The organism is Cohnella terricola, assembly GCF_007786475.1.
In the GTDB taxonomy this organism is placed as follows: Bacteria; Bacillota; Bacilli; order Paenibacillales; family Paenibacillaceae; genus Cohnella; species Cohnella terricola.
In genome coordinates, this window is record NZ_VNJJ01000004.1 from 378,834 (window position 1) to 398,360 (window position 19,527).

General features: G+C 55.4%; 19 protein-coding genes. 5 read left to right on the forward strand and 14 right to left on the reverse strand.

The genetic code is table 11. From position 1 onward, the window contains the following. Positions 1-85: 85 nt before the first annotated feature. From FPZ45_RS09675 to FPZ45_RS09710, 8 genes are all read right to left on the reverse strand, one after another. Positions 86-1,084 (reverse strand): PHP domain-containing protein, encoded by a 999-nt coding sequence (locus FPZ45_RS09675; protein ID WP_144700675.1) that lies wholly within the window; start codon positions 1,082-1,084, stop codon positions 86-88. Positions 1,085-1,108: 24 nt separating this feature from the next. Continuing rightward, positions 1,109-1,936, reverse strand: a complete 828-nt coding sequence (locus FPZ45_RS09680) for an alkaline phosphatase family protein (protein ID WP_144700677.1) — start codon at positions 1,934-1,936, stop codon at positions 1,109-1,111. A gap of 4 nt (positions 1,937-1,940) precedes the next feature. Then, positions 1,941-2,735, reverse strand: coding sequence for a DeoR/GlpR family DNA-binding transcription regulator (locus FPZ45_RS09685; protein WP_144700679.1), 795 nt, complete (start codon positions 2,733-2,735; stop codon positions 1,941-1,943). A 2-nt stretch (positions 2,736-2,737) separates the two neighbouring features. Then, positions 2,738-3,787, reverse strand: a complete 1,050-nt coding sequence (locus FPZ45_RS09690; RefSeq protein WP_144700681.1) for an ABC transporter ATP-binding protein — start codon at positions 3,785-3,787, stop codon at positions 2,738-2,740. Beyond that, entirely contained in the window at positions 3,784-4,587 is an 804-nt protein-coding gene (locus FPZ45_RS09695; RefSeq protein WP_186438325.1) for an ABC transporter permease, read from the reverse strand. Before FPZ45_RS09695 ends, FPZ45_RS09690 begins: the two co-directional genes overlap by 4 nt. Beyond that, complete coding sequence (locus tag FPZ45_RS09700) at positions 4,584-5,510, reverse strand: ABC transporter permease (protein WP_144700683.1); 927 nt, start codon at positions 5,508-5,510, stop codon at positions 4,584-4,586. The genes FPZ45_RS09695 and FPZ45_RS09700 overlap by 4 nt, the downstream gene beginning before the upstream one ends. A gap of 78 nt (positions 5,511-5,588) precedes the next feature. Further along, the gene (locus FPZ45_RS09705) at positions 5,589-6,692 is read right to left on the reverse strand and encodes an ABC transporter substrate-binding protein (RefSeq protein WP_144700685.1); all 1,104 of its coding nucleotides are present in this window, start codon (positions 6,690-6,692) and stop codon (positions 5,589-5,591) included. A gap of 186 nt (positions 6,693-6,878) precedes the next feature. Continuing rightward, a complete protein-coding gene (locus FPZ45_RS09710; RefSeq protein ID WP_144700687.1) occupies positions 6,879-7,868 on the reverse strand; it encodes an ABC transporter substrate-binding protein in 990 nt (329 codons plus the stop codon). Between the two features lie 235 nt (positions 7,869-8,103). Here FPZ45_RS09710 and FPZ45_RS09715 point away from each other — a divergent pair, with 235 nt between their 5' ends. From FPZ45_RS09715 to FPZ45_RS09725, 3 genes are read left to right on the forward strand one after another with little or no spacing between them, the layout of a single operon-like run. After that, positions 8,104-9,111, forward strand: a complete 1,008-nt coding sequence (locus tag FPZ45_RS09715; RefSeq protein WP_144700689.1) for a FecCD family ABC transporter permease — start codon at positions 8,104-8,106, stop codon at positions 9,109-9,111. A gap of 1 nt (position 9,112) precedes the next feature. Next, positions 9,113-10,156 (forward strand): FecCD family ABC transporter permease, encoded by a 1,044-nt coding sequence (locus tag FPZ45_RS09720; protein WP_144700691.1) that lies wholly within the window; start codon positions 9,113-9,115, stop codon positions 10,154-10,156. 20 nt (positions 10,157-10,176) lie between these two features. After that, positions 10,177-10,971, forward strand: coding sequence for an ABC transporter ATP-binding protein (locus tag FPZ45_RS09725; RefSeq protein WP_144700693.1), 795 nt, complete (start codon positions 10,177-10,179; stop codon positions 10,969-10,971). A gap of 7 nt (positions 10,972-10,978) precedes the next feature. Here the strand turns inward: FPZ45_RS09725 and rnhA are convergent, their stop codons facing one another. The 5 genes from rnhA to FPZ45_RS09750 all read right to left on the reverse strand — a co-directional run bounded on the left by rnhA (position 10,979) and on the right by FPZ45_RS09750 (position 15,546). Beyond that, a complete protein-coding gene (gene rnhA / locus FPZ45_RS09730; RefSeq protein ID WP_144700695.1) occupies positions 10,979-11,611 on the reverse strand; it encodes a ribonuclease H in 633 nt (210 codons plus the stop codon). Between the two features lie 91 nt (positions 11,612-11,702). After that, positions 11,703-11,993, reverse strand: a complete 291-nt coding sequence (locus tag FPZ45_RS09735) for a histidine phosphatase family protein (RefSeq protein ID WP_144700697.1) — start codon at positions 11,991-11,993, stop codon at positions 11,703-11,705. Between the two features lie 87 nt (positions 11,994-12,080). Further along, a complete protein-coding gene (gene map / locus FPZ45_RS09740) occupies positions 12,081-12,827 on the reverse strand; it encodes a type I methionyl aminopeptidase (RefSeq protein ID WP_144700699.1) in 747 nt (248 codons plus the stop codon). A 145-nt stretch (positions 12,828-12,972) separates the two neighbouring features. Next, the gene (locus tag FPZ45_RS09745; RefSeq protein ID WP_144700701.1) at positions 12,973-14,256 is read right to left on the reverse strand and encodes an ArsB/NhaD family transporter; all 1,284 of its coding nucleotides are present in this window, start codon (positions 14,254-14,256) and stop codon (positions 12,973-12,975) included. Positions 14,257-14,304: 48 nt separating this feature from the next. Continuing rightward, the gene (locus tag FPZ45_RS09750; RefSeq protein ID WP_144700703.1) at positions 14,305-15,546 is read right to left on the reverse strand and encodes a multidrug effflux MFS transporter; all 1,242 of its coding nucleotides are present in this window, start codon (positions 15,544-15,546) and stop codon (positions 14,305-14,307) included. 162 nt (positions 15,547-15,708) lie between these two features. On the opposite strand from FPZ45_RS09750, the gene FPZ45_RS09755 reads away from it, so the two are divergent. Then, positions 15,709-16,854 carry a ParB/RepB/Spo0J family partition protein gene (locus FPZ45_RS09755; protein WP_144700705.1) on the forward strand — a complete coding sequence of 382 codons (1,146 nt, stop codon included), beginning with the start codon at positions 15,709-15,711 and terminating at the stop codon, positions 16,852-16,854. Between the two features lie 96 nt (positions 16,855-16,950). Further along, positions 16,951-17,568, forward strand: a complete 618-nt coding sequence (locus tag FPZ45_RS09760) for a hypothetical protein (protein WP_144700707.1) — start codon at positions 16,951-16,953, stop codon at positions 17,566-17,568. Between the two features lie 12 nt (positions 17,569-17,580). Here FPZ45_RS09760 and FPZ45_RS09765 read toward each other — a convergent pair whose 3' ends face one another. Next, the gene (locus FPZ45_RS09765; protein ID WP_144700709.1) at positions 17,581-18,936 is read right to left on the reverse strand and encodes a cytochrome P450; all 1,356 of its coding nucleotides are present in this window, start codon (positions 18,934-18,936) and stop codon (positions 17,581-17,583) included. Positions 18,937-19,527 lie beyond the last annotated feature (591 nt).

Consider the following 19,527-nt stretch of genomic DNA (forward strand, 5'->3'; position numbering starts at 1 on the left):
TCCGGAAGTGAATTATTAATTGTATAAACCATTACAATTGTATAATAATTCCTTCGCCGGAAAAATAGCCCGAGCTGAAATAGATTTACTCCGCGATCGGAACTGTGCGCGCTTTGCGCCCGCCGAACACGGTCCATTCCGTATAACCGACCTTGAGCGCCGCCGCGCTCGCCTCATCCAATAAATTGCCGATATCGTCGGGAAAATGGGAATCCGATGACAACGAGATTGGAACGCGATGCTCCGCAAGCACGGACAAGAACAGCGGGCTCGGGCAATGCTCGGCGACCGGATAGCGATATGCAAGACCGGTATTGATCTCCGTGGCTACGCCGGCCAAAACCATCTCTTCCGCCGCTTGGCGATAAAGGGGCAACAGCTCCTTCTCGTCCGCGGGACGGAAGCCGAATACTTTCAGGTTGTCGGGGTGGGCGATCAGATCGAACAGTCCCGACCGGCATGCTTGGCCGAGGAGATCGTAATAGCGCCCATACGCCTGCATCGGGTCCATCTGCTCGAACTTCGACCGCGTGTCGGGATTGTCGAAACCCCAGCCGTCCATAAAATGAACCGATCCGATCACGTAATCCCAATCGTAACCCGCCAATATCTGCCCGAGCTCGGCTTCTCCCCCTTCGAAGAAATCCGCTTCCACTCCCAACAACAAGTCCGGACGGGACTGCTTCGCCTCCGTTACGAACGTCACGAACTCATCCAACGACGCGACGCAGACCTGGTTCAGCCACTCCTCCTGCAGGCGGCCGATCGGGCTGTCGTCCAGCAGCATATGTTTCTCGTAGTAAGGTCGACATTCCCGAAAGCGGTACAGGTGGTCGACGACTCCGAACAAGCCGATGCCTCGCGCTCTTCCCGTATGCAAGTAACGATCTAGCCATTCCTCGCTGAAGCATCCGTTCCACATCCGGCTTTCCAACTGCTCCGACAAGCCTTCCGCCCAGGCGCGGGAATGGCCGATTGTCTGATCCAAGGCGGAACCGGTCGCGGCCAGCGCCTGCAATGTGCGAGAGAGCCAGCGCAATGAATAAGGGCCTTCTTCCAAGTGAAAATGCATATCTACCTTCATCTGCTTCATCTCCCTCTTATATAATCATAGCGGCAGGCAGTCCGGATGCATCTCGGCCGACGGTTTCAGCCCAAGGCAACGGCAGAAGAGAGGCGCCATGCCCAACTGCGATAACGGCTCTTCTGCATCGCTCGCGATTACCCGTTCTCCAATAATATACAAGGGCACAAACCTTTCTTCCGGCGCCGTCCCCCCGTGGTGTCCCCGCGCGTTCATTCCGTGATCCGAGGTGACAACGATGCGATATCCTTCAGACAGCCATAACGGCACGAGCGTTGCGAGAATGCCGTCCGCGGTTCTAACGGCCATGTCGTAGCCTTGGCTGTCCCCTCCGAATTTGTGCCCGGCGTCATCGATATTCATGGAGTGAATGTAGAGAAAATGAGGATCGTGCGACCGGCGCATATATTCCGCATCCGCGAACAGATGGCTGTCGGGATAGTGATCTTCGAAGTAAAAAGCTCCGTGCTGGATCGGCTTGCCTTCGTCGTGCTGATGCCGATCGATCAGTGGATTAAACGGCGCGGAGTTATAAAGTTCGCTGACCCAGTGGTAAGCGGCGGCAGCCGTCGTTAACCCGGCTTCCCGGGCCAAGTGAAACACGCTGCGTTCCTTGCTTAGTCTGACGATATGATTGGCCGTAATGCCGTTCTTGCTTGCCGCCGTACCCGTTAACAGAACTTCATAGAGCGGCCTCGAAAGGCTGGGCAGCTCCGATTTCACTTGATAACAGAACGCTTCGCCCCGCTCGACGAGATGTTCCATGTAACCGAGACATCTGCGCGCGGCATCATAACGAAGCCCATCCAATACGACCGTGATTAAACGAGAAGGTTGCTGCAAACGATCCATTCTATCACGCCTCTCCTTTCGCTTCGTACCATTGAATCCGATGTTGTTTCAGTGCCGGAAGCCACTCTTTGGGCGGCGCGACATTGCTGACGATTGCGTCGATCTTGCGGAGGGGCGCGATCTCAACGAAGGCTTCCTTATCGAATTTCGAATCATCCGCGAGCACGATCGTCTGGCCGGCCGCCTCGATCATTCGCCGGGAAAGCATCGTTTCGTCGAGGTCGTAATCGCTTATGCCTCGCTTGAGCGATATTCCCCCGATGGAAATAAACGCCTTGTCGACGCGAAATTGCGCCATCTCGCGTTCCCCGGGAGCACCGGTCATCGATTGCTGTTCCGGGTTCAACCGGCCTCCGATTACGATAATTTGCCCCGAGAATCGCCCTTCGTTCAACGATTCCATGAGATGGTAAGCGACGGCGATCGAGTTGGTCAACAACGTGATCCGTTCCTTGCCGGAGATCGCCTTCGCCAGTTCGAGAGCCGTCGTACCGACATCGATGACGATGGTGTCCCCCGAGGAGATAAGCTCGGCGGCCTCCCGGCCGATCCGCGCCTTCTCCTCGGCTTTCACCTGCTGACGGTGCAGATACGGCGGCTCGTAGTTGGCCGGTTTGGCCGATACAGCCCCGCCGTATACTCTTTTCGCGTGCCCCTCCCGTTCCAGCAGAAGAAGATCGCGACGGACGGTTTCTTCCGATACGGCGCAGCGCCGCGAGATGTCTGGGACTTTGACTTGCCCTTCCGACTTCAGAAGTTCGAGAATAATTCGTTTGCGTTGTTCCGACGATACGGACATCGTCAAGCCCCTTCTTTCTCCAGTTGCAGCAATTGGGACGGATTGAGAGCCAGGCGGACGGCGCCGCTTGTTTCCGTGCGGAACGTGCGTCCGTCGTTCAGCATATCGATCGTGAGTCGCACCCCGTTCGCCATGACTGAATAACGAATGACGTTGCCAAGTACACTGACGGAATCGATCGTACCTTCCACGATACGACCGCCGACGCTCTCGGAGAACCCATGCTCGCCGAAGCCCGCAAGCAGCCTCACCGACTCGGGCCGCAGCGCGTAGCTTTCCGCCCGGCCGATGTCGTCGCCGAACAGGCGGACGGCTTCGGCGTGGGTCAAGACGTTGTAGCTGCCCATGAATCGCGCCACGAATTCGGTGCGCGGCCGCGAGTATAATGTCTCGGGCGTGCCGTCCTGTACGATATGCCCGTTGTTCATGATGCAGATGCGATCGGACAGCGTGAGCGCTTCTTCCTGATCGTGGGTAACGAAGATCGTTGTCATGTTGAGCTTCTTCTGAATATCGCGTATTTCCGATCGCAGGTTTTTGCGGATTTTGGCATCGAGCGCGCTGAGCGGCTCGTCGAGCAGCAGCACCTTCGGCTGAACCGCAAGCGATCTGGCGAGCGCGACGCGTTGCTGCTGACCGCCGGACAATTGCTGCGGATAAGCGCCCCGCTTCTCCTCCAAATCCACGAGCGCAAGCAGCTCCTCGCACCGTCTTTGCCTTTCGGCCTTGTCTACTCCGCGCATTTTCAGTCCGTATTCAATATTGCCGTATACCGTTAGATTCGGAAACAGGGCATACGACTGGAACACCATGCCCACCTCGCGGTTGCGCGGAGGCAAGCTGGCGATGTCTTTCCGTCCAAGCAGAATGCGTCCGCCGTCCGGCTCGGTCAGACCTGCGATGCAGCGGAGCAGCGTGCTTTTGCCACAGCCCGACGGCCCCAGCAACGTAACGAGCTCCCCTTCTTGAATCGAGAGATCTACGTTGTCCAGTACGATCGATCCCCCGAACGTTTTTCGGATCCCCTGAAGCTCCAAGTACGATGCGTTCATCTGCCCGCCTCCCCGTTAAATTTTTTGCCCAGCTTCATCAGCACCGTGGACAACACTAGAATAAACAAGAAATAAGTGACCGCGATCGCGCTGGCCAGATGTCCGCTTTCGTTGACCCTTTGATATAAATACACTTGTATCGTTTGAATATGGCCGCCGACCAGCATGTTTGTAAGCACGAATTCGCCGAATAACACGGAGAAGCTGAGCAGTGTCGAGATCATGACGCCGGGCCAGATGTTGGGCAGGATCACCGTCGCGAACGCCCTCATCCGGGACGCCCCAAGCATCTCTGCGGAATTAAGCAGCTCCGGGGCGGAAACCGTAAGCAGGCTGTTGCGGATGCCTTGATACATATACGGTAGGATGACGACGAAATACGCCCCGACCAAAATGTAAGCCGTACCGGTAATATCGATCGGACCGGAAGAATACGTCCTGATCAATCCGACCGCAGCAACGACGCCGGGGACGGCGTACGGCAATACGACGACCCCTTTCATGAACGTCTCCCATTTCGGCAAATACACCGTAATGACGAAGACGGCGGGCAGCATCACTGCCAGGCTGAGTGCCACGCTGACGGCGCACAGATAGAAAGAGGTCCACAGCGCATCGAGAAAACGCAGATCCTTGAACATTTCCAGCACCCATTCGAGCGTCCAGCTCTCGGGAAGCACCGTCGTCTGCCACTGCTTAGCGAAGCCGTACATGAACGTTCCGATAAGCGGAATCAGCAGGTAGATCATCAGCAGAAGCATTAGCGATCTGTGCGTCCATCCCGCTTTCGACTTCATCATGCTCCCGCCTCCTCTTTCGCCGCGAGCCATGCCCGCTTCCGCCCACCCCGGCCCCGCTTCTCGGACGATCCCGAGACGTACGAAGCTGTAAACCGTTCCGAGCGCTTGGACATTCTATGATTCAAATAAACTGCGAGCAGCGTGGAAAGCGCCAGCAGCACCGCGAGCGCGCTGCCCATTTCCGGCTGGTTCACGACGTCTCCGGCCACGAGCGACCCGATGCGAATCGCCAGCAGATTGTAATTGCCGCCGACAAGAGCGTAAGCCGTCGCATAAGCTCCCATCGCATTGGCGAACAGAATGCCGAGCGTCCCGAAGATCGCGGGCGTCAGCATTGGCAGACCAACGGTTCTCCAGAACTGCCATGGCCTTGCGCCGAGCAGCGCGGCCGCTTCCCTCCACTGGTCCCGAATGCCGTAGAACGACGGGTAGAGCAGCAGCAAAGCCAGCGGCACTTGAAAATATACGTATACGAGCACAAGCCCGCTCCAACTGTATAGATTAAAACCAGCGAACACGTCCCAACCCCATTGCTTGAACAGAAGCGTGAACACTCCGTTATTACCGAGCAAAATGATATAGGCGAAAGCGAGCGGCACGCCGGCAAAATTCGAAGTCATATTGGACAACATCAGCAGTCTGTCGCGGATCCGCGGCGCGAATCGGGTGATCGAGTAAGCGCAGACGAGCCCGACGATCAAGCCGATCGCACTGGAATAAACCGCGATCAGCAGGCTGTTCTTTATGGCTTGCAAATAAAAGGCGCTATGAAAAATTTTATCGTAATAACCAAAGGTAAAACCCCCGCCCGACTTGCTGACGCTTCCTGTCAGCATGGTCAAGATCGGCGTCAATTGGAACGCCAGCACCATGAAGACGAAAGGAGCCAGTCCGAGCAACATCCAGCGTTTGTTATGCTTCATTCTTCCACTCTCCTAGAGGGAATAAAACGGGCGCCCCCGCCAAGCGGGCGAAGGCGCTCCGTCATCGTGTCGCTCTGCTCAGTTGATATGAACGAGAACGCGTTCTTGCCATTGCTCAGGAATGCTCTTAGCCGTCTCTTCCCATACTTTGTAATCTACGACCGGTTTCGCGTTCACGTACTCTTCCTTCGGCAGGAGCTTAGCAGCCACGTCGTCCGGGAGCTTAACGCTGTCACGGATTGGACGGGCGTAACCTTTCGCCAGATTGATCTGTCCAGCGTCGCTCAAAATGTACTCTCTCGCTAATTTGGCCGCATTCGGGTGCGGAGCGTATTTGTTGATGATCGTCGCGTAACCGCTCACGACGCTGCCTTCTTTCGGAATCGTGACTTCGTATTGATCTTTTCCGAGCTGGTCGCTGTAGTTAAGCGCGTTAAAATCCCACAGCAGCGTTACTTCGACTTCGCCTTTCTCGATGTTCGCCAGCGAGGCGTCGACGTTGGCGATTTTACCGTTCTTCGCCAGATCCTCGAAGTAAGCAAGCCCCGGCTCGATATTCGACTCGTCGCCGCCGAACGCCATCGCTGCGGCAAGCACGGCCATCTGTGCTTGAGCCGCTTTCGTGACGTCGCCCGTTACGATTTTATAATTGCCGTTTTTCAGGTCTTCCCAGCTTTTTGGCGGGTTCGCTACCAGCTTCTTATTCGTCAAGAACGCGATCGTGCCTTGGTAACCGATCAGCCAGTGCCCATCTTTATCTTTGGCCCAATCGGGAATCTCGTCCCAATAGGAGGTTTTATACGGCTGCGTTACGCCTTTGTCCACAGCAACCGGACCGAACGCGATGCCCACGTCTCCGATATCGGCGGTCGGCTTATTTTTCTCCGCTTCGAACTTGGCGATCTCCTCGGCGCTGGACATATCCGTATCCGAGTGGGAAATCCCGTAATTCGTCTGCATATCTTCCCAAGTATCCTTCCAGTTCGCCCACGAATCCGGCATGCCGACGCTCACGACCGACCCTTCTTCCTTAGCTTTCGCCTCGATCTCGGCGAGCGATAGCTGCGAAGCGTCGGACGTTTTACCGTCGTTTTTCGCACCTCCACATGCAGCGATCAGGACAGCGAACAGTACGAGGACCATACCTACGGAAAGCTCTTTCCTTAGTCCATTTCTCAACATTCCCTTTTCCTCCTATGTGGCATTTTGTGGGGTGTCTCTTTAGTCTTGTTGTTTTTGGCCCTCTATCAATATAAAACCAGTCTATTTCCGTCAAATTAACCGAAATCCTATCGTTTGTAAAAACGCAAAAAAAAGAAGAACCTTCACATAAAGTGACTGTTCTTCCTTTTTAGTACCGCTAATAGATTAAATCTCGTAGATTTTGTACAGCTCGTCGAGCATGAGATTGGCCGCGATCACTCCGCCGGCTGTATTCCAGATCGCGTCGTCGACGCGGATCGCTTTATTGTTCTTTACGACGGAAAGGCTTTGCCAAAGAGGATCCTTCAACATTTCTTCTTCCATCTGGGTCGCTTTGCCGTCCCCCGTCTCATACGTGAAGTAGAAGAGCCGGTCGGCGTCCACCTCCGGAAGACGTTCTTTCGTAATTTCCTCCACGAACGTATCCGTGTACTTCTGATTATCCGGACGGGTAATGCCGAGCTTGGAAAATGCGATCCCCGTGAAAGTATCCTCTAAATAAATACGGGTTTTGCCGGTCATGAACCGGACAACGGATACTTTCTCGTTCAGTTTATCTCCTGCCTTGGCCTTGAAATCCGCAGAGCGGCTGTCGTAGTCGGCGATGATTTTCTGGCCTTCTTCGGTTTTGCCCAGCGCTTCGGCGTAGAGCAGGAAGTTGGATTGCCATGCTCCCCGCAGCGTCTCCGAGAAGACGGTCGGCGCGATAGCCTTTAACTGATCGTATACTTTCTCTTGGCGGAGCTTGTTGCCGATAATAAGATCGGGCTTCAGGCTGGCGATCAGTTCGAGGTTCGGCTGGCTTTCTTCGCCGACGACCGTAACGCCGTCCATATCCGCCGCGATGTGTTTATACCAAGGATCGCCCGTCCAGGATTTTACCGCCCCTACCGGCTTCACGCCGAGCGCGAGCAGCGCTTCCGTTCCTTCGTTCGTCAGCACGACGACGCGCGTAGGCGTTCCCTTGATATCGGTCGTTCCCATCGAGTGGGTCACCGTATGAACTTCGGTAGAGGCAGAGGCGGGTGCCGACGGAGAAGACTCGTTCTTAGCGCCTCCCGTATTCGATTGGCCGCAACCGGTTAAGATGACCGTAAGCGCCAAAGATAAGGCCGAAGCCGACCAAACCCATTTCTTTTTAAAAACCCGTAACATGAATCCTGACTCCCTTTCCAATCCTCTTTATAGATGCGAATGATTCTCAATTGCATTTCTTTATGTACTATAGCAGGGCAATTCGCCTGAGTCAACGTTTGTTTGATAATGATTCTCATCTTCATTGACACCTTTAGAGCCTTCACCTAGAATGAGTAAAGTGCCTACCCGTCTCTCTTATCATACATACCAAATTCGAATCGATAACATTCGGGAAGTTAGGAAAGAGGAAGTCATGAACACGTTACTAAAAACCCGTGCGCAGAAAGTCGTCGGATTAGCGGTGAGTTCCGCCGTCTTGATCGCCGGAATCATATGCAGTATCGCCTTCGGAGTAACGAATATCGGTTGGCGGACGATCGTGGAGTCGATCACCGCCTTCGATGGCTCGCAAGAGCACTTGATTATTCAAACGGCAAGGGTTCCGCGCGCGTTCATCGCGGCGATCGCCGGAGCGAGCCTGGCCGTTGCGGGTTCTCTCATGCAGGGGATTACGCGTAACCCGCTAGCTTCTCCAAGTCTTTTCGGCATTAATGCCGGAGCTGCGTTCTTCATCGTATCCGGGAGCGCGTTCTTCGGAGCGAGCGGTTTATCGACGTTCGCGACGCTGGCGTTCGTCGGAGCGGCCTTCACTTCTTTACTCGTATACGTAATAGGCTCGATCGGCAGCGACGGTCTGACTCCGCTGAAGGTCACGCTTGCGGGCGCGGCCATGACGGCTTTCTTCTCTTCTTTGTCGTTGGGCATTCTGCTTACCGGAGGCCAGACGTTCGACCAGGTGCTGTACTGGTTCGTCGGTTCGGTGGCCGGACGGGACATGGGCATTTTCACGACTGCGGCGCCGTACATGGGGATTGCACTTGCGGGGGCTTTCATTATTGCCAGGCATATGAATCTGTTTACGCTAGGAGAAGACGTCGCGACGGGGCTCGGACAGAAGACGTTCGCGATCAAGCTTGCTGCGGCGGTTATTATCGTCCTGCTCGCGGGCGGTTCGGTGTCCGTGGCCGGTCCGATCGCTTTCGTCGGCATCATTATCCCGCATCTGACGAGGCATTTGGTCGGAATCGATTACCGTTGGGTTATCCCCTACTGCGCTCTGCTTGGCGGCATCTTGCTGCTGGCCGCCGATATCGGCTCTCGTTATATCTCGTTTCCGAAGGAAGTCCCGGTCGGCGTCATGACGGCGATTATCGGCGTTCCGTTCTTCGTCTATATCGCCAGAAGAGGGGGCGTCTCATAAAATGGGCAATTGGTTAACTTTACGCGGCCGATTTCACTCTTTTCAACTGCACCGGCGTACGATAACGGCCATCTTGCTGCTGCTGGCGGCGAACGTCGCGGCGATCATCGTCTGCGTCGGCATGGGCAGCACGACGATTAGCCCGATCAACGTGATACGGGCACTGTTCGGAACTGGAGATCCTTCTCACTCGATGATCGTCTTCTCGCTAAGAATGCCGCGCGTGCTGGTCGCGATCATGGTCGGGGCGGCGCTCGCCGTGTCGGGAGCGCTTCTGCAAGGCATCGTGCGCAATCCGCTTACGTCGCCCGACATCATCGGGATTTCCGGCGGAGCGTCGTTGGGCACGGTTGTTTTCATCTTGTACTTTTCGCATCTAAGCATTCGATATATGCCCATTAGCTCGATCGCGGGCGCTTTCGCAGCTGCGTTATTAATCTACTTCTTCGCCTATCGCGGAGGAATCACCCCGCTGCGGCTCGTGTTGATCGGAATCGGCATGGCCACCGCCCTCACCGCGGTCACATATATGCTCATCCTGACGGCTTCGTTCACGCCGACCGCGGTCGCGGTTAAGGCGTTTACCTTTATGACCGGAAGCATCTACGGCGTCTCCTGGGAACGGGACGTTCTAACTTTGCTCCCATGGCTTGCGGTCCTGCTGCCCGTTTCTTTTGTATATGCCAGGCATCTGAACGTGCAGGAGTTGGGCGACGATGTCGCGATGAGCGTAGGAAGCACCGTGCATGTCAAACGCACGATTCTGCTATTCGTCAGCGTTGCGCTTGCGGGAGCCGCGGTCGCGATCGGCGGCGCGATTAACTTTATCGGCCTGATGGCTCCGCATATCGCGCGCAAGCTCGTCGGTCCGGCCTACGGAGGAGTGATCCCAGTCTCGGCGCTGATCGGTTCGCTTGTCTTACTGTTATCGGACCTGGTCGCGAGAACCGCGTTCCTCCCCCTCGATATTCCCGCGGGGGTGTTTACTGCGGCGATCGGGGCGCCGTTCTTCGTCTATCTGCTCTACCGTCACCGCAAATCTTAGCGCGAAAGGAAACGATGCCCGTGTCTGCGATTCAAGCGAACAATCTCACGCTGTCCTATGGGAAAAAACCGGTGTTCTCCCATCTCGATATGACGATTCCCGAAGGCCAAATTACTGTGTTCATCGGTAGCAACGGTTGCGGCAAATCGACGCTGCTGCGTTCTCTCGCCCGTTTATTGAAGCCTCAGGAAGGTTCAATCGTGTTAGACGGAGCCGATATCGCCAAGCTGTCGACGAAGGAAGTCGCGCGTCGGCTGGCCATTCTGCCTCAAGGACCGATCGCGCCGGAAGGCCTGACCGTTCAACAGCTCGTGAAGCAGGGGCGTTACCCTTATCAAAGCTTCCTTCAGCAATGGTCGCTCGAAGACGAGCGCATGGTGAAGAAAGCGATGGAGGCGACCCATATCGAAGAGTTGGCCGACCGTTCCGTCGACTCGCTCTCTGGCGGTCAACGCCAACGCGCGTGGATCGCGATGACGCTAGCGCAGAACACGTCGACGATCTTGTTGGACGAGCCAACGACTTATTTGGATATGACGCATCAAATCGAGATTCTCGATCTTCTGTTCGACTTAAACGAACAAGAAAACCGAACCGTCGTCATGGTGCTTCATGACATCAATCTGGCTTGCCGCTACGCGCATCATATCGTAGCCGTCAAGGATGGGCGCATTTACGCGCAAGGAGCGCCCGAGACGATCGTCAACGAAGGACTGATCAGGGACGTATTCGATATGGAGTGCCAGGTGACGGCGGATCCCCTATTCGGGACGCCCCTTTGCATCCCCCATGGCAAAGGCCGCAAACTGACGTAACAGCGGATTATTTTCGCCCGTAGTCGGCCTTGATCTCGCCCCACTGCTTTGTCTGCCATTTGAGCACTTTATTGGAATAACTGTTCGTCTTCAGCCATCGAACCGCGCGGTCCACCAGATCCCAGATCTCCAGCGTCGATTCGTCTCGTGCGAGAGTAGTGGATACTTCCTTCTGCTTGACCCACTTCAGCGCGTTCACGGAGTCGCTGTAGATCGTTTTGCCGCTGCCGATCTTCTTCAAATACGCCAGCGCATGCACGATTGCAAGGAACTCCCCGAGGTTGTTCGTTCCTTTCGCGATCGGACCGACCGCAAACAGAACCTCCCCCGTCTTCGTGTCCACGCCTTTGTATTCAACCGGCCCCGGATTGCCTCTTGTGCCCACATCGACGGAGATACTGTCGTAGTCGACATCTGCTGAGATCGTGTCGACGCCGGCTTTGGCGGACGCGGCCTTTTTTCCGCTTCCCCAATGCTTCTTCCATCCCTCGCGGTACGCCTGATCCGCCGCGGTCTTCGACTCGTACGATTTGTACTTCGCTTCGTCGTATTTGTCGATCTGCTCCTTGCACTTCGCCCAGTCGGAGTACACGCCTGGTGTTCTGCCGACCCATACGACATAATATTTTTGCTTGGCCATCTATCTGATCCCTCTTTCATGATTGCGGAAGATTATCATGCGTGTCTGTATTTTTATCAAATGATATATTCGCCGCCGTCGCCCGATTTTCCTATGCAACGTTCTCGCAGACCCTTACAGACACCAAAACCCCGTCCACCAACTCTCTAACGATCTCGCAGACCCTTACAGACACCAAAACCCCGTCCGCCGACTCTCTAACGGTCTCGCAGTCCCTTACAGACACCAAAACCCCGTCCGCCGACTCTCTAACGGTCTCGCAGTCCCTTACATACACCAAAACCCCGTCCGCCGACTCTCTAACGGTCTCGCAGTCCCTTACATACACCAAAACCCCGTCCGCCGACTCTCTAACGGTCTCGCAGTCCCTTACATACACCAATAGGACACTCCCGAAGCGAAAAAACGCCAGGAAGCCCGCATAAGGCTTCTTGGCGTACGGCTTTCGCCCGAATTCGGGACGGGCCTTCTAGCAAGCGGTCGTAATGATCGGCTTGTCGTTCGTGATGATGATCGTATGCTCATGCTGCGCGACGCGGCTCCCGTCGAGAACCTTCAGCGTCCAACCGTCGTCCTGCTCAACGGCGTAAGTCGCCCCGGTCGATAGGAACGGTTCGATCGTGATGACCTGGCCAACCTTCAACACCCTGCGATCCCTTGGCTCGTAATAAGGCAAAATCTCGATAGGCTCTTCGTGCAATCCTTTGCCGACTCCGTGGCTGCACAGATTCTCGATCACGCGGAAGCCGCCTTTCCTTGCTTCCTCCTGCATCATCTTGCCGATCTGGTTCAGCTTCACTCCGGCCTTCAAACCGGAAATGACTTTCATCATCGTCGCGTAAGTATGCTTGCACAGTTTGTCGACTTCGGTCGTGACCGGTGCGATTTGGAAAGATTGGCCTGCATCGGCATAATAGCCGTTAAGTTCCGCCGAGACGTCGATGTTGACCAGATCTCCCGCTTGCAGCACACGATCGCCCGGAATGCCGTGCGCCACCTCTTCGTTCACGCAGATGCACGTATAGGCTGGAAAGCCGGCATCCTTCATTGGGGCGGAAGTCGCGCCGTGGCTTGCCAGCACGTCTCTTCCGATCCAATCGAGTTGCCTGGTCGTGACGCCCGGCTTGGCGTTTCTCTTCATCTCCTCGATCGTCAGCGCGACAATCCGGCCGATCTTCAACAATTGCTCGATATCGTATTGGTTTTGTATCGTCATGAATCGATCCCTCGCTTTCCTCATGTTGTATGAGTTCGCTACAACTATCCTTAACCTTACCTCTTTTATCCCATTCGCTCAAGGCGGATAAAGTGACTAAAAAGGGCGGTCAGTGCCTTAATAGCAGCTCTGTCCGCCAGTTCCCCTATAGCAAATATCGCAAATATACATATAGGCAGGAAATCGCGACGGACAGCAGCATAAACGGGAATCCGTATTTCAGAAACTTCAGGAACGTGATCGGATAACCTTCTTTCGCCGCAAGTCCGGCTGTAATCAAGTTGGCGCTTGCACCGATCAGCGTTCCGTTGCCGCCCAGGCAAGCGCCGAGCGCGAGGCTCCACCATAACGGCTCCAGATTGCTGATTCCCATATTCCCCATATCCTGAATGAGCGGAATCATCGTCGCCACGAACGGAATATTGTCCATGAAAGCCGACGCTATCGCGCTCATCCATAGAATCAGCATCGCCGTCGCCGTCTCCCCGCCGCCGGTCAAGTCCATCGCTTTTACCGCAAGATCGTTAATAATGCCCGTTTCCACCAGCCCTCCGACCAGGGTAAACAAACCAATGAAAAAAAAGATGGTCGTCCACTCCACTCGGGAGAACGCTTCTTCCAGGGCGTGCTCCCCGGAGAGCAGCAAGAGCAGGAATGCTCCCGTCAACGCTACGACGGACGATTCCGCCTGCAAAACCTGATGTAGGAAAAAGCCGACGATCGTCAGCCCGAGGACCGTCAAGCAGCGGATCAGCATCCTCTTATCGGTGATCAATTCCCGTTCGTTCATCTCCATAATGCCCCGCCTGTATTCTTCGGACGTACGAAGCTGCTTACGGAAGAACAAAACGAACAGAGGAATTTGCACGGCCATGATCACGATGACGATGGGCGCCAGATTCTCGATGAACGCTAAAAAGGTCAATTCTTTAACCGCGCTTCCGATCATGATGTTCGGGGGATCGCCGATTAAAGTCGCCGTTCCGCCGATGTTGGAGGCCAGAATCTGCGAGAACAGAAAAGGAAACGGCGGCACCCGCAGTTGGCGGGTAATGCCGAACGTTACGGGCACGATCAGCAGAACCGTCGTCACATTATCCAGAAAAGCCGAAGCGACCGCCGTGATTACGGCCAGAGCGACCATGATTTTCACGGGCTCGCCTTTCGCCTTCTTCGCCGCAACGACCGCGATATAGCTGAATACGCCGGTTTTGGCCGTCAGACTGACGATAATCATCATCCCGATCAGCAGCCCGAGCGTATTGAAATCGATATGCCGTGCAACCGCCGAATGAACATCCACGATGCCTAGCAGAACGACGATCAAGCCGCCCAGCATGGCGACGATCGTCCGATGCACCTTCTCCGCGATTATCATCCCATATGTAATCAGGAAGACTGCTAATGCAACTATAGCTTGCTGTTCCATGGCTCCTCCTCGACAATCCGGTACATTCGCAGCTTACACCAATATAGTTTAACTTACTTTCCCAGCATTTTCTCTCTTCCGGATCATCGCAAAATAACAGATGATTGCACCAATATCGGCTGCCGCAATGATAATTCCCATCGGCAGCGCATTCGCGCTCCCGGCGATTCCGACGACCGGCGCCAACGCCCCGCCCAACAGGAAGGCCAGCAGGCCGAGCAAGGCCGAAGCGCTTCCCGCTGCATGTCCGTGGTTGCGCATGGCCAAGGAAAACCCCGTCGCGCCTACGATTCCGACGCTAGCGACGACGAAAAACAACGGAACGAGAATCGCCGCCAATCCGGCAGACGTGACGATCGTCGCCAGCAGCACGATACCGCTAACCGCCGCTATGGCAAGCCCAACCAGAAACAGTCTGCTCTCTCCGACCTTCGCCGCCAGCCTGCCCGTGACCTGTCCCGCGATAATAATGCCTATTCCGTTAATCGCGAAAAATAAACTGAACAATTGCGGAGACACGCCATAAATGTTCTGCAGCACGAACGGAGAGCCCGAGATGTAAGCGAACATGGCCGCCGTAACCAGAGCTTGCGCTAGCGCGTATCCCATAAACAACCGATCCCGGAGAAGCCGCCGGAACGTCGAGAAGGTTTCGCGAATGCCACCGGTCATACGCTTGCCGACGGGCAACGTCTCCGGCAGACCGAACAACACGGCCAGCAGCGTCAGTACGCCCCATCCGGCCAGAACGACAAAAAGTCCTTCCCAAGAAGTGATCTTGAGCAATTGCCCGCCGACTACTGGAGATAGAATCGGAGCCGCCCCGTTCACAAGCATCAGCATCGCGAAAAACTTCGTCAACTCTGGGCCCGAGTACATATCTCTGACGATCGCCCGCGAGATGACGATCCCCGCAGACCCGGCCAAACCTTGCACGAACCGAAGCGCGACCAGCACGCCGATCGAAGGGCTCAACGCGCACAGAATCGAAGCGATGGCGTAGATGAACAGCCCTACTATCAGCGGACCCCGGCGCCCGCGGAAATCGCTGAGAGCGCCAGCGAACAATTGACCGACGGATAAGCCGATCATGCAAGCGGTCAAGCTTAGCTGCGCATACGAAGAACTCGTATTCATATTTTCCGCCAATTTAGGCAAAGCGGGCAAATACAAATCAATCGACAACGGCCCGAAGGCCGACAACGAACCTAATACTACGACGAGCCAAGCTACATTGGCTCTCCTGGCCTCTTTCGCACCGACCGCGAATTGTTCCTGAAGTCGACTCAAACCGCGCACCTCTCTCCCTTACATCCCCCTATCATATTACGAATCGTTTTCATGCATCAAGACTTCATGAATTGCCTTTATTCCCAATATTCGCGGGCTGTTATATAATACAGATGTTCCCATGGCTCGTCCTTGAGCGAATTCAACGATAGGAGACCAAGCATGGACATCGTACATATTCCGACTCATCTCATCGATGAGGACAAAGATCAACCCCGGTACCAGTTCGACGAAGAAGCCCTTCGGGAGCTGGCTAGCAGCATCGAAGAGATCGGCCTGCTGTCGCCGATCAAAGTGAGAACAACCGGAGACGGAAGATACAAGATCATATATGGCAACCGCCGCTACAAAGCCTGCACATCTCTGAACCTGCCGACGATCCCTTGCATCGTCTCCACGGCGACGGACGAAATGGAGATCTATCTGGAGCAAATCGCGGAGAATCTAACGCGCCAAGGCTTCTCCCCGATCGAAGAGGCGGAAGCGTTCAACAAGCTGTTGACCGATCCGAAGTTCAGCAGCTCTATTAAATACTTGTCTAGTAAGCTGGGCAAGCCGGAAGCTTATATCAAAAACAAGCTGGATTTGTTGAAGTTCAGCCCGGCGGTCCGGAAACTCATCGTCGGCGGCACGGAAATCCGCAAAGACCAATTGACGGAAGATCAGTTAATCCCGTTAAAAGACTTGCCGATGGAGTACCGGGATTCTCTGGCGCTCATTATGGCCGCGGACGAGATGCCGGTGACCGACGTGAAGCGGATCGCCCGCCTATTCAAGGATAAGGAGATTTCGGAGGGCACGAAGGGCAAGCTGCTGTTCAAGACGGGACCGCAGCTGCTCGAGACGTGGTCGACTTACGAGCATAATCGGAAGGAACGCGCGAAAAGCGCGAAAGCGGAGGAAGAAGCCGCGGCTGCGGCCAAATTCGCCGTTGCCGAATCAGAGACGGAACGCCCTAGGGACGAGGGGATTCATCCGCAAGCATCGGGCGAGACCGAAGAAAACCCGCCGCATCAGGCGAGAAAATCGCCAAGTCAAGCGGCCCGGCCTCCGGCTTCCGGTCTTATGACCCTGTTCGAGCAAGACGAGGACGAAGATCCGTCGCCGGGGAACGTGATGGAGAGCATTCTAAACCTGTTGCTTGCGACGCTGCCCCCGCCCAGCCGCTTCTCCGCCCGGGATCTCCCCGAGCTCGACGGCGTGGAACGGGATCAGTTCGTCAAGGACGTGGACACGCTCGTTGCCGATCTGGAAAACCACTTGGAGGAGTGGCGGTCGGTCAAAGAGATGTTCGTTTCGAAAAGTTAACAATAACGCCTGCCGCTTCCGAGCGGCAGGCGTTGCACATACCGGAAGTGGCTACCTCGCTTCCGCGAAGATCAGAAAAAAAGGCGGAGAGAATACATGGGTAAAATGGATGAAATCATTATCGTCGTACCGCGCGCCAAAGCATTTGCCGACGAGACGTTAGCGTTCCAAGGCGTCGAGAGCGATCCGGCCAAGACGGCTTCCATCCTCGCGAACATTGAAGCGAATTACACGACGATGAGGCGCGGCGATGCGGAAGAAAACGCCGCATACAAGCAGCCTATTCCGTATTGTGTAATCAGACGCGGAGACAAAATCTTCTTATATAAAAGATTGGCGGGTGGCGGTGAAGCCAGACTTCACGACAAACTCTCGATTGGAGCAGGCGGACATATGAACGACGATCCCAAGTTCGGCAAGTTCGAGGAGCTCCTCTGGGATAATCTGAACCGCGAATTGGAGGAAGAACTGAAGATCGATGCGACAGACCGCAGCCTGACGACGATCGGATTCATTAACGATGACGGGAACGAAGTCGGGAAGGTCCATATCGGCATCCTCGTCATCCTCGATATCGATCCTGGCGCTTCTGTCGAAGTCAGGGAAAATGACCAACTCGCGGGAGAATGGGTTTCCATCAGCCAATTGCTTGAGGAAGACATCTTCGCGAGGCTGGAGACATGGTCTCAGATCACGGCACGGGTGCTAGCCTGATCGTTCTGACGTTCATGGCTTTGATGCCCTGCGTTCCGGAATCATTTGGCGGCCCCCCTTTATCCTGAGCGATACGAGCGGCTCGGGAACGGCGTCGCCTTGCCCGGGTACGGACGAGAAGCTGAATCCGGCTGCCAGCGTCCCCAGGATCAACACCGCTTCCAGCATCGCGAATTGCGATCCGATGCAGCCGCGAGTCCCTCCTCCGAACGGAAAATAGGCGAATCTGGGCCATTGGGAAGGACCGTCGTCGAACCGTTCCGGCCGAAAGGCGAGCGCGTCTCCGAATACGGCATCGTTGCGGTGGATGGCATAGGGGCTGATCAGAAAGCTGCTATTGTTCGGAAAGCGGTCGCCGAGCAGCTCTATTTCCTGTTCGGATTCGCGGAGGATCGCCCATGCCGGCGGATAGAGACGCAACGTTTCCTGTATGATCTTCTTGGCGTAAGGCATCTCCCGATACCGTTCGTAAGCGGTCAGGCGCCGACCGGAACTCGCCTCTTCGGAACGAATACGATCCAGTTCCTCGCGAAGATTAGCCAGCACGTTCGGCGAACGCTCCAAAGCATACCAAGCCCATACAAGAGCGTTAGCCGTCGTCTCATGGCCGGCGAGCAGCATCGTCATCATCTGGTCGCGAATTTCCCGCTCGGGCAACTCCGCTCCGTCCTCGCTCCTCATGTCGAGCAGAAGACCTAGCATACAATCCTCATAAGCCTTCGGATTTCTTCGCGCTTTGCCGATCGCTTCGTAAATCATCTCCTCCAACGTGCGGATCGCCCGCTTATGTTGGACGTTGCCGGGCGTCGGCCACGAGAAAGGCAGGATGATCGGCGAGAATATCGTGCCCGCGGAACGCCGGATCGTGACGTCGACGGCAGCGGCCAACTCCGACTTGTCTTGTTCAAGCTCCCTCTTGAACAAGCTGCGCGCGATAATCCCGAGTGTCAGCTCCATCATCGCCTCGTGAATCGGAACCGCGCTCCCTTCCTTGAGCTTTGCCCCGAGCCGTTCCGTTTCCTGGACCACGATCTCGGCATATGCTTGAATCCGCTCTTTATAGAAAACGGGCGTCATATACTTTTTCTGTTCGCGGTGCGTCTCATTCTCTGATGTCAGCAAACCGTCGCCTATGGTGCGCCGCAGCACGCCCGAGCTCCGTCCTTTGCGGAAATGCCGTTCTTGATGAACCAGTATCTCCTGTACGAAATCGGGGGAATTCACGATAAATGTCGGTTGGAAGGAGCTCGTCCGCAACGACACGACGTCCCCCATCGGCAACGCGTCGACAAGAAATCCGAGCGGGTCCCGCTGGAACTTGATAAAGTTGGACACCCTCGACGTCTGAATATCGGATACTCGCGTCATTCGTTACCCCTCCCTATATTTAGGAAAAGTGTATCACTTTTGTTCGGCGAGATGCCAGCGCACTGCCCGGGATGGGTGGTGTTTGGCCCCACCAAGGCACTTTTTTGACCTTCGTTCGCACACTGTACCGGAAATCGCCTTACTAAGGCACTTTTTTGGCCCTCGTTCGCACACTGTCCCGGGATCCGCCTGACCAGGGCACTTTTTGGGCCTTCGATCGCACACTGTACCGGGATCTGCACCACCCAGGTACTTTTTTGGCCTTCGATCGCACACTGTACCGGGGTCCGCCTAACCAAGGCACTTTTTTGACCTTCGTTCGCACACTGTCCCGGGATTCGCCCCACCAAGGCACTTTTTTGGCCTTCGATCGCACACTGTCCCGGGATCCGCCTAACCAAGGCACTTTTTTGACCTTCGTTCGCACACTGTACCGGAAATCGCCTAACTAAGGCACTTTTTTGGCCCTCGTTCGCACACTGTCCTGGGATCCGCCTAACCAAGGCACTTTTTTGACCTTCGTTCGCACACTGTCCCGGGATTCGCCCCACCAAGGCACTTTTTTGGCCTTCGTTCGCACACTGTACCGGG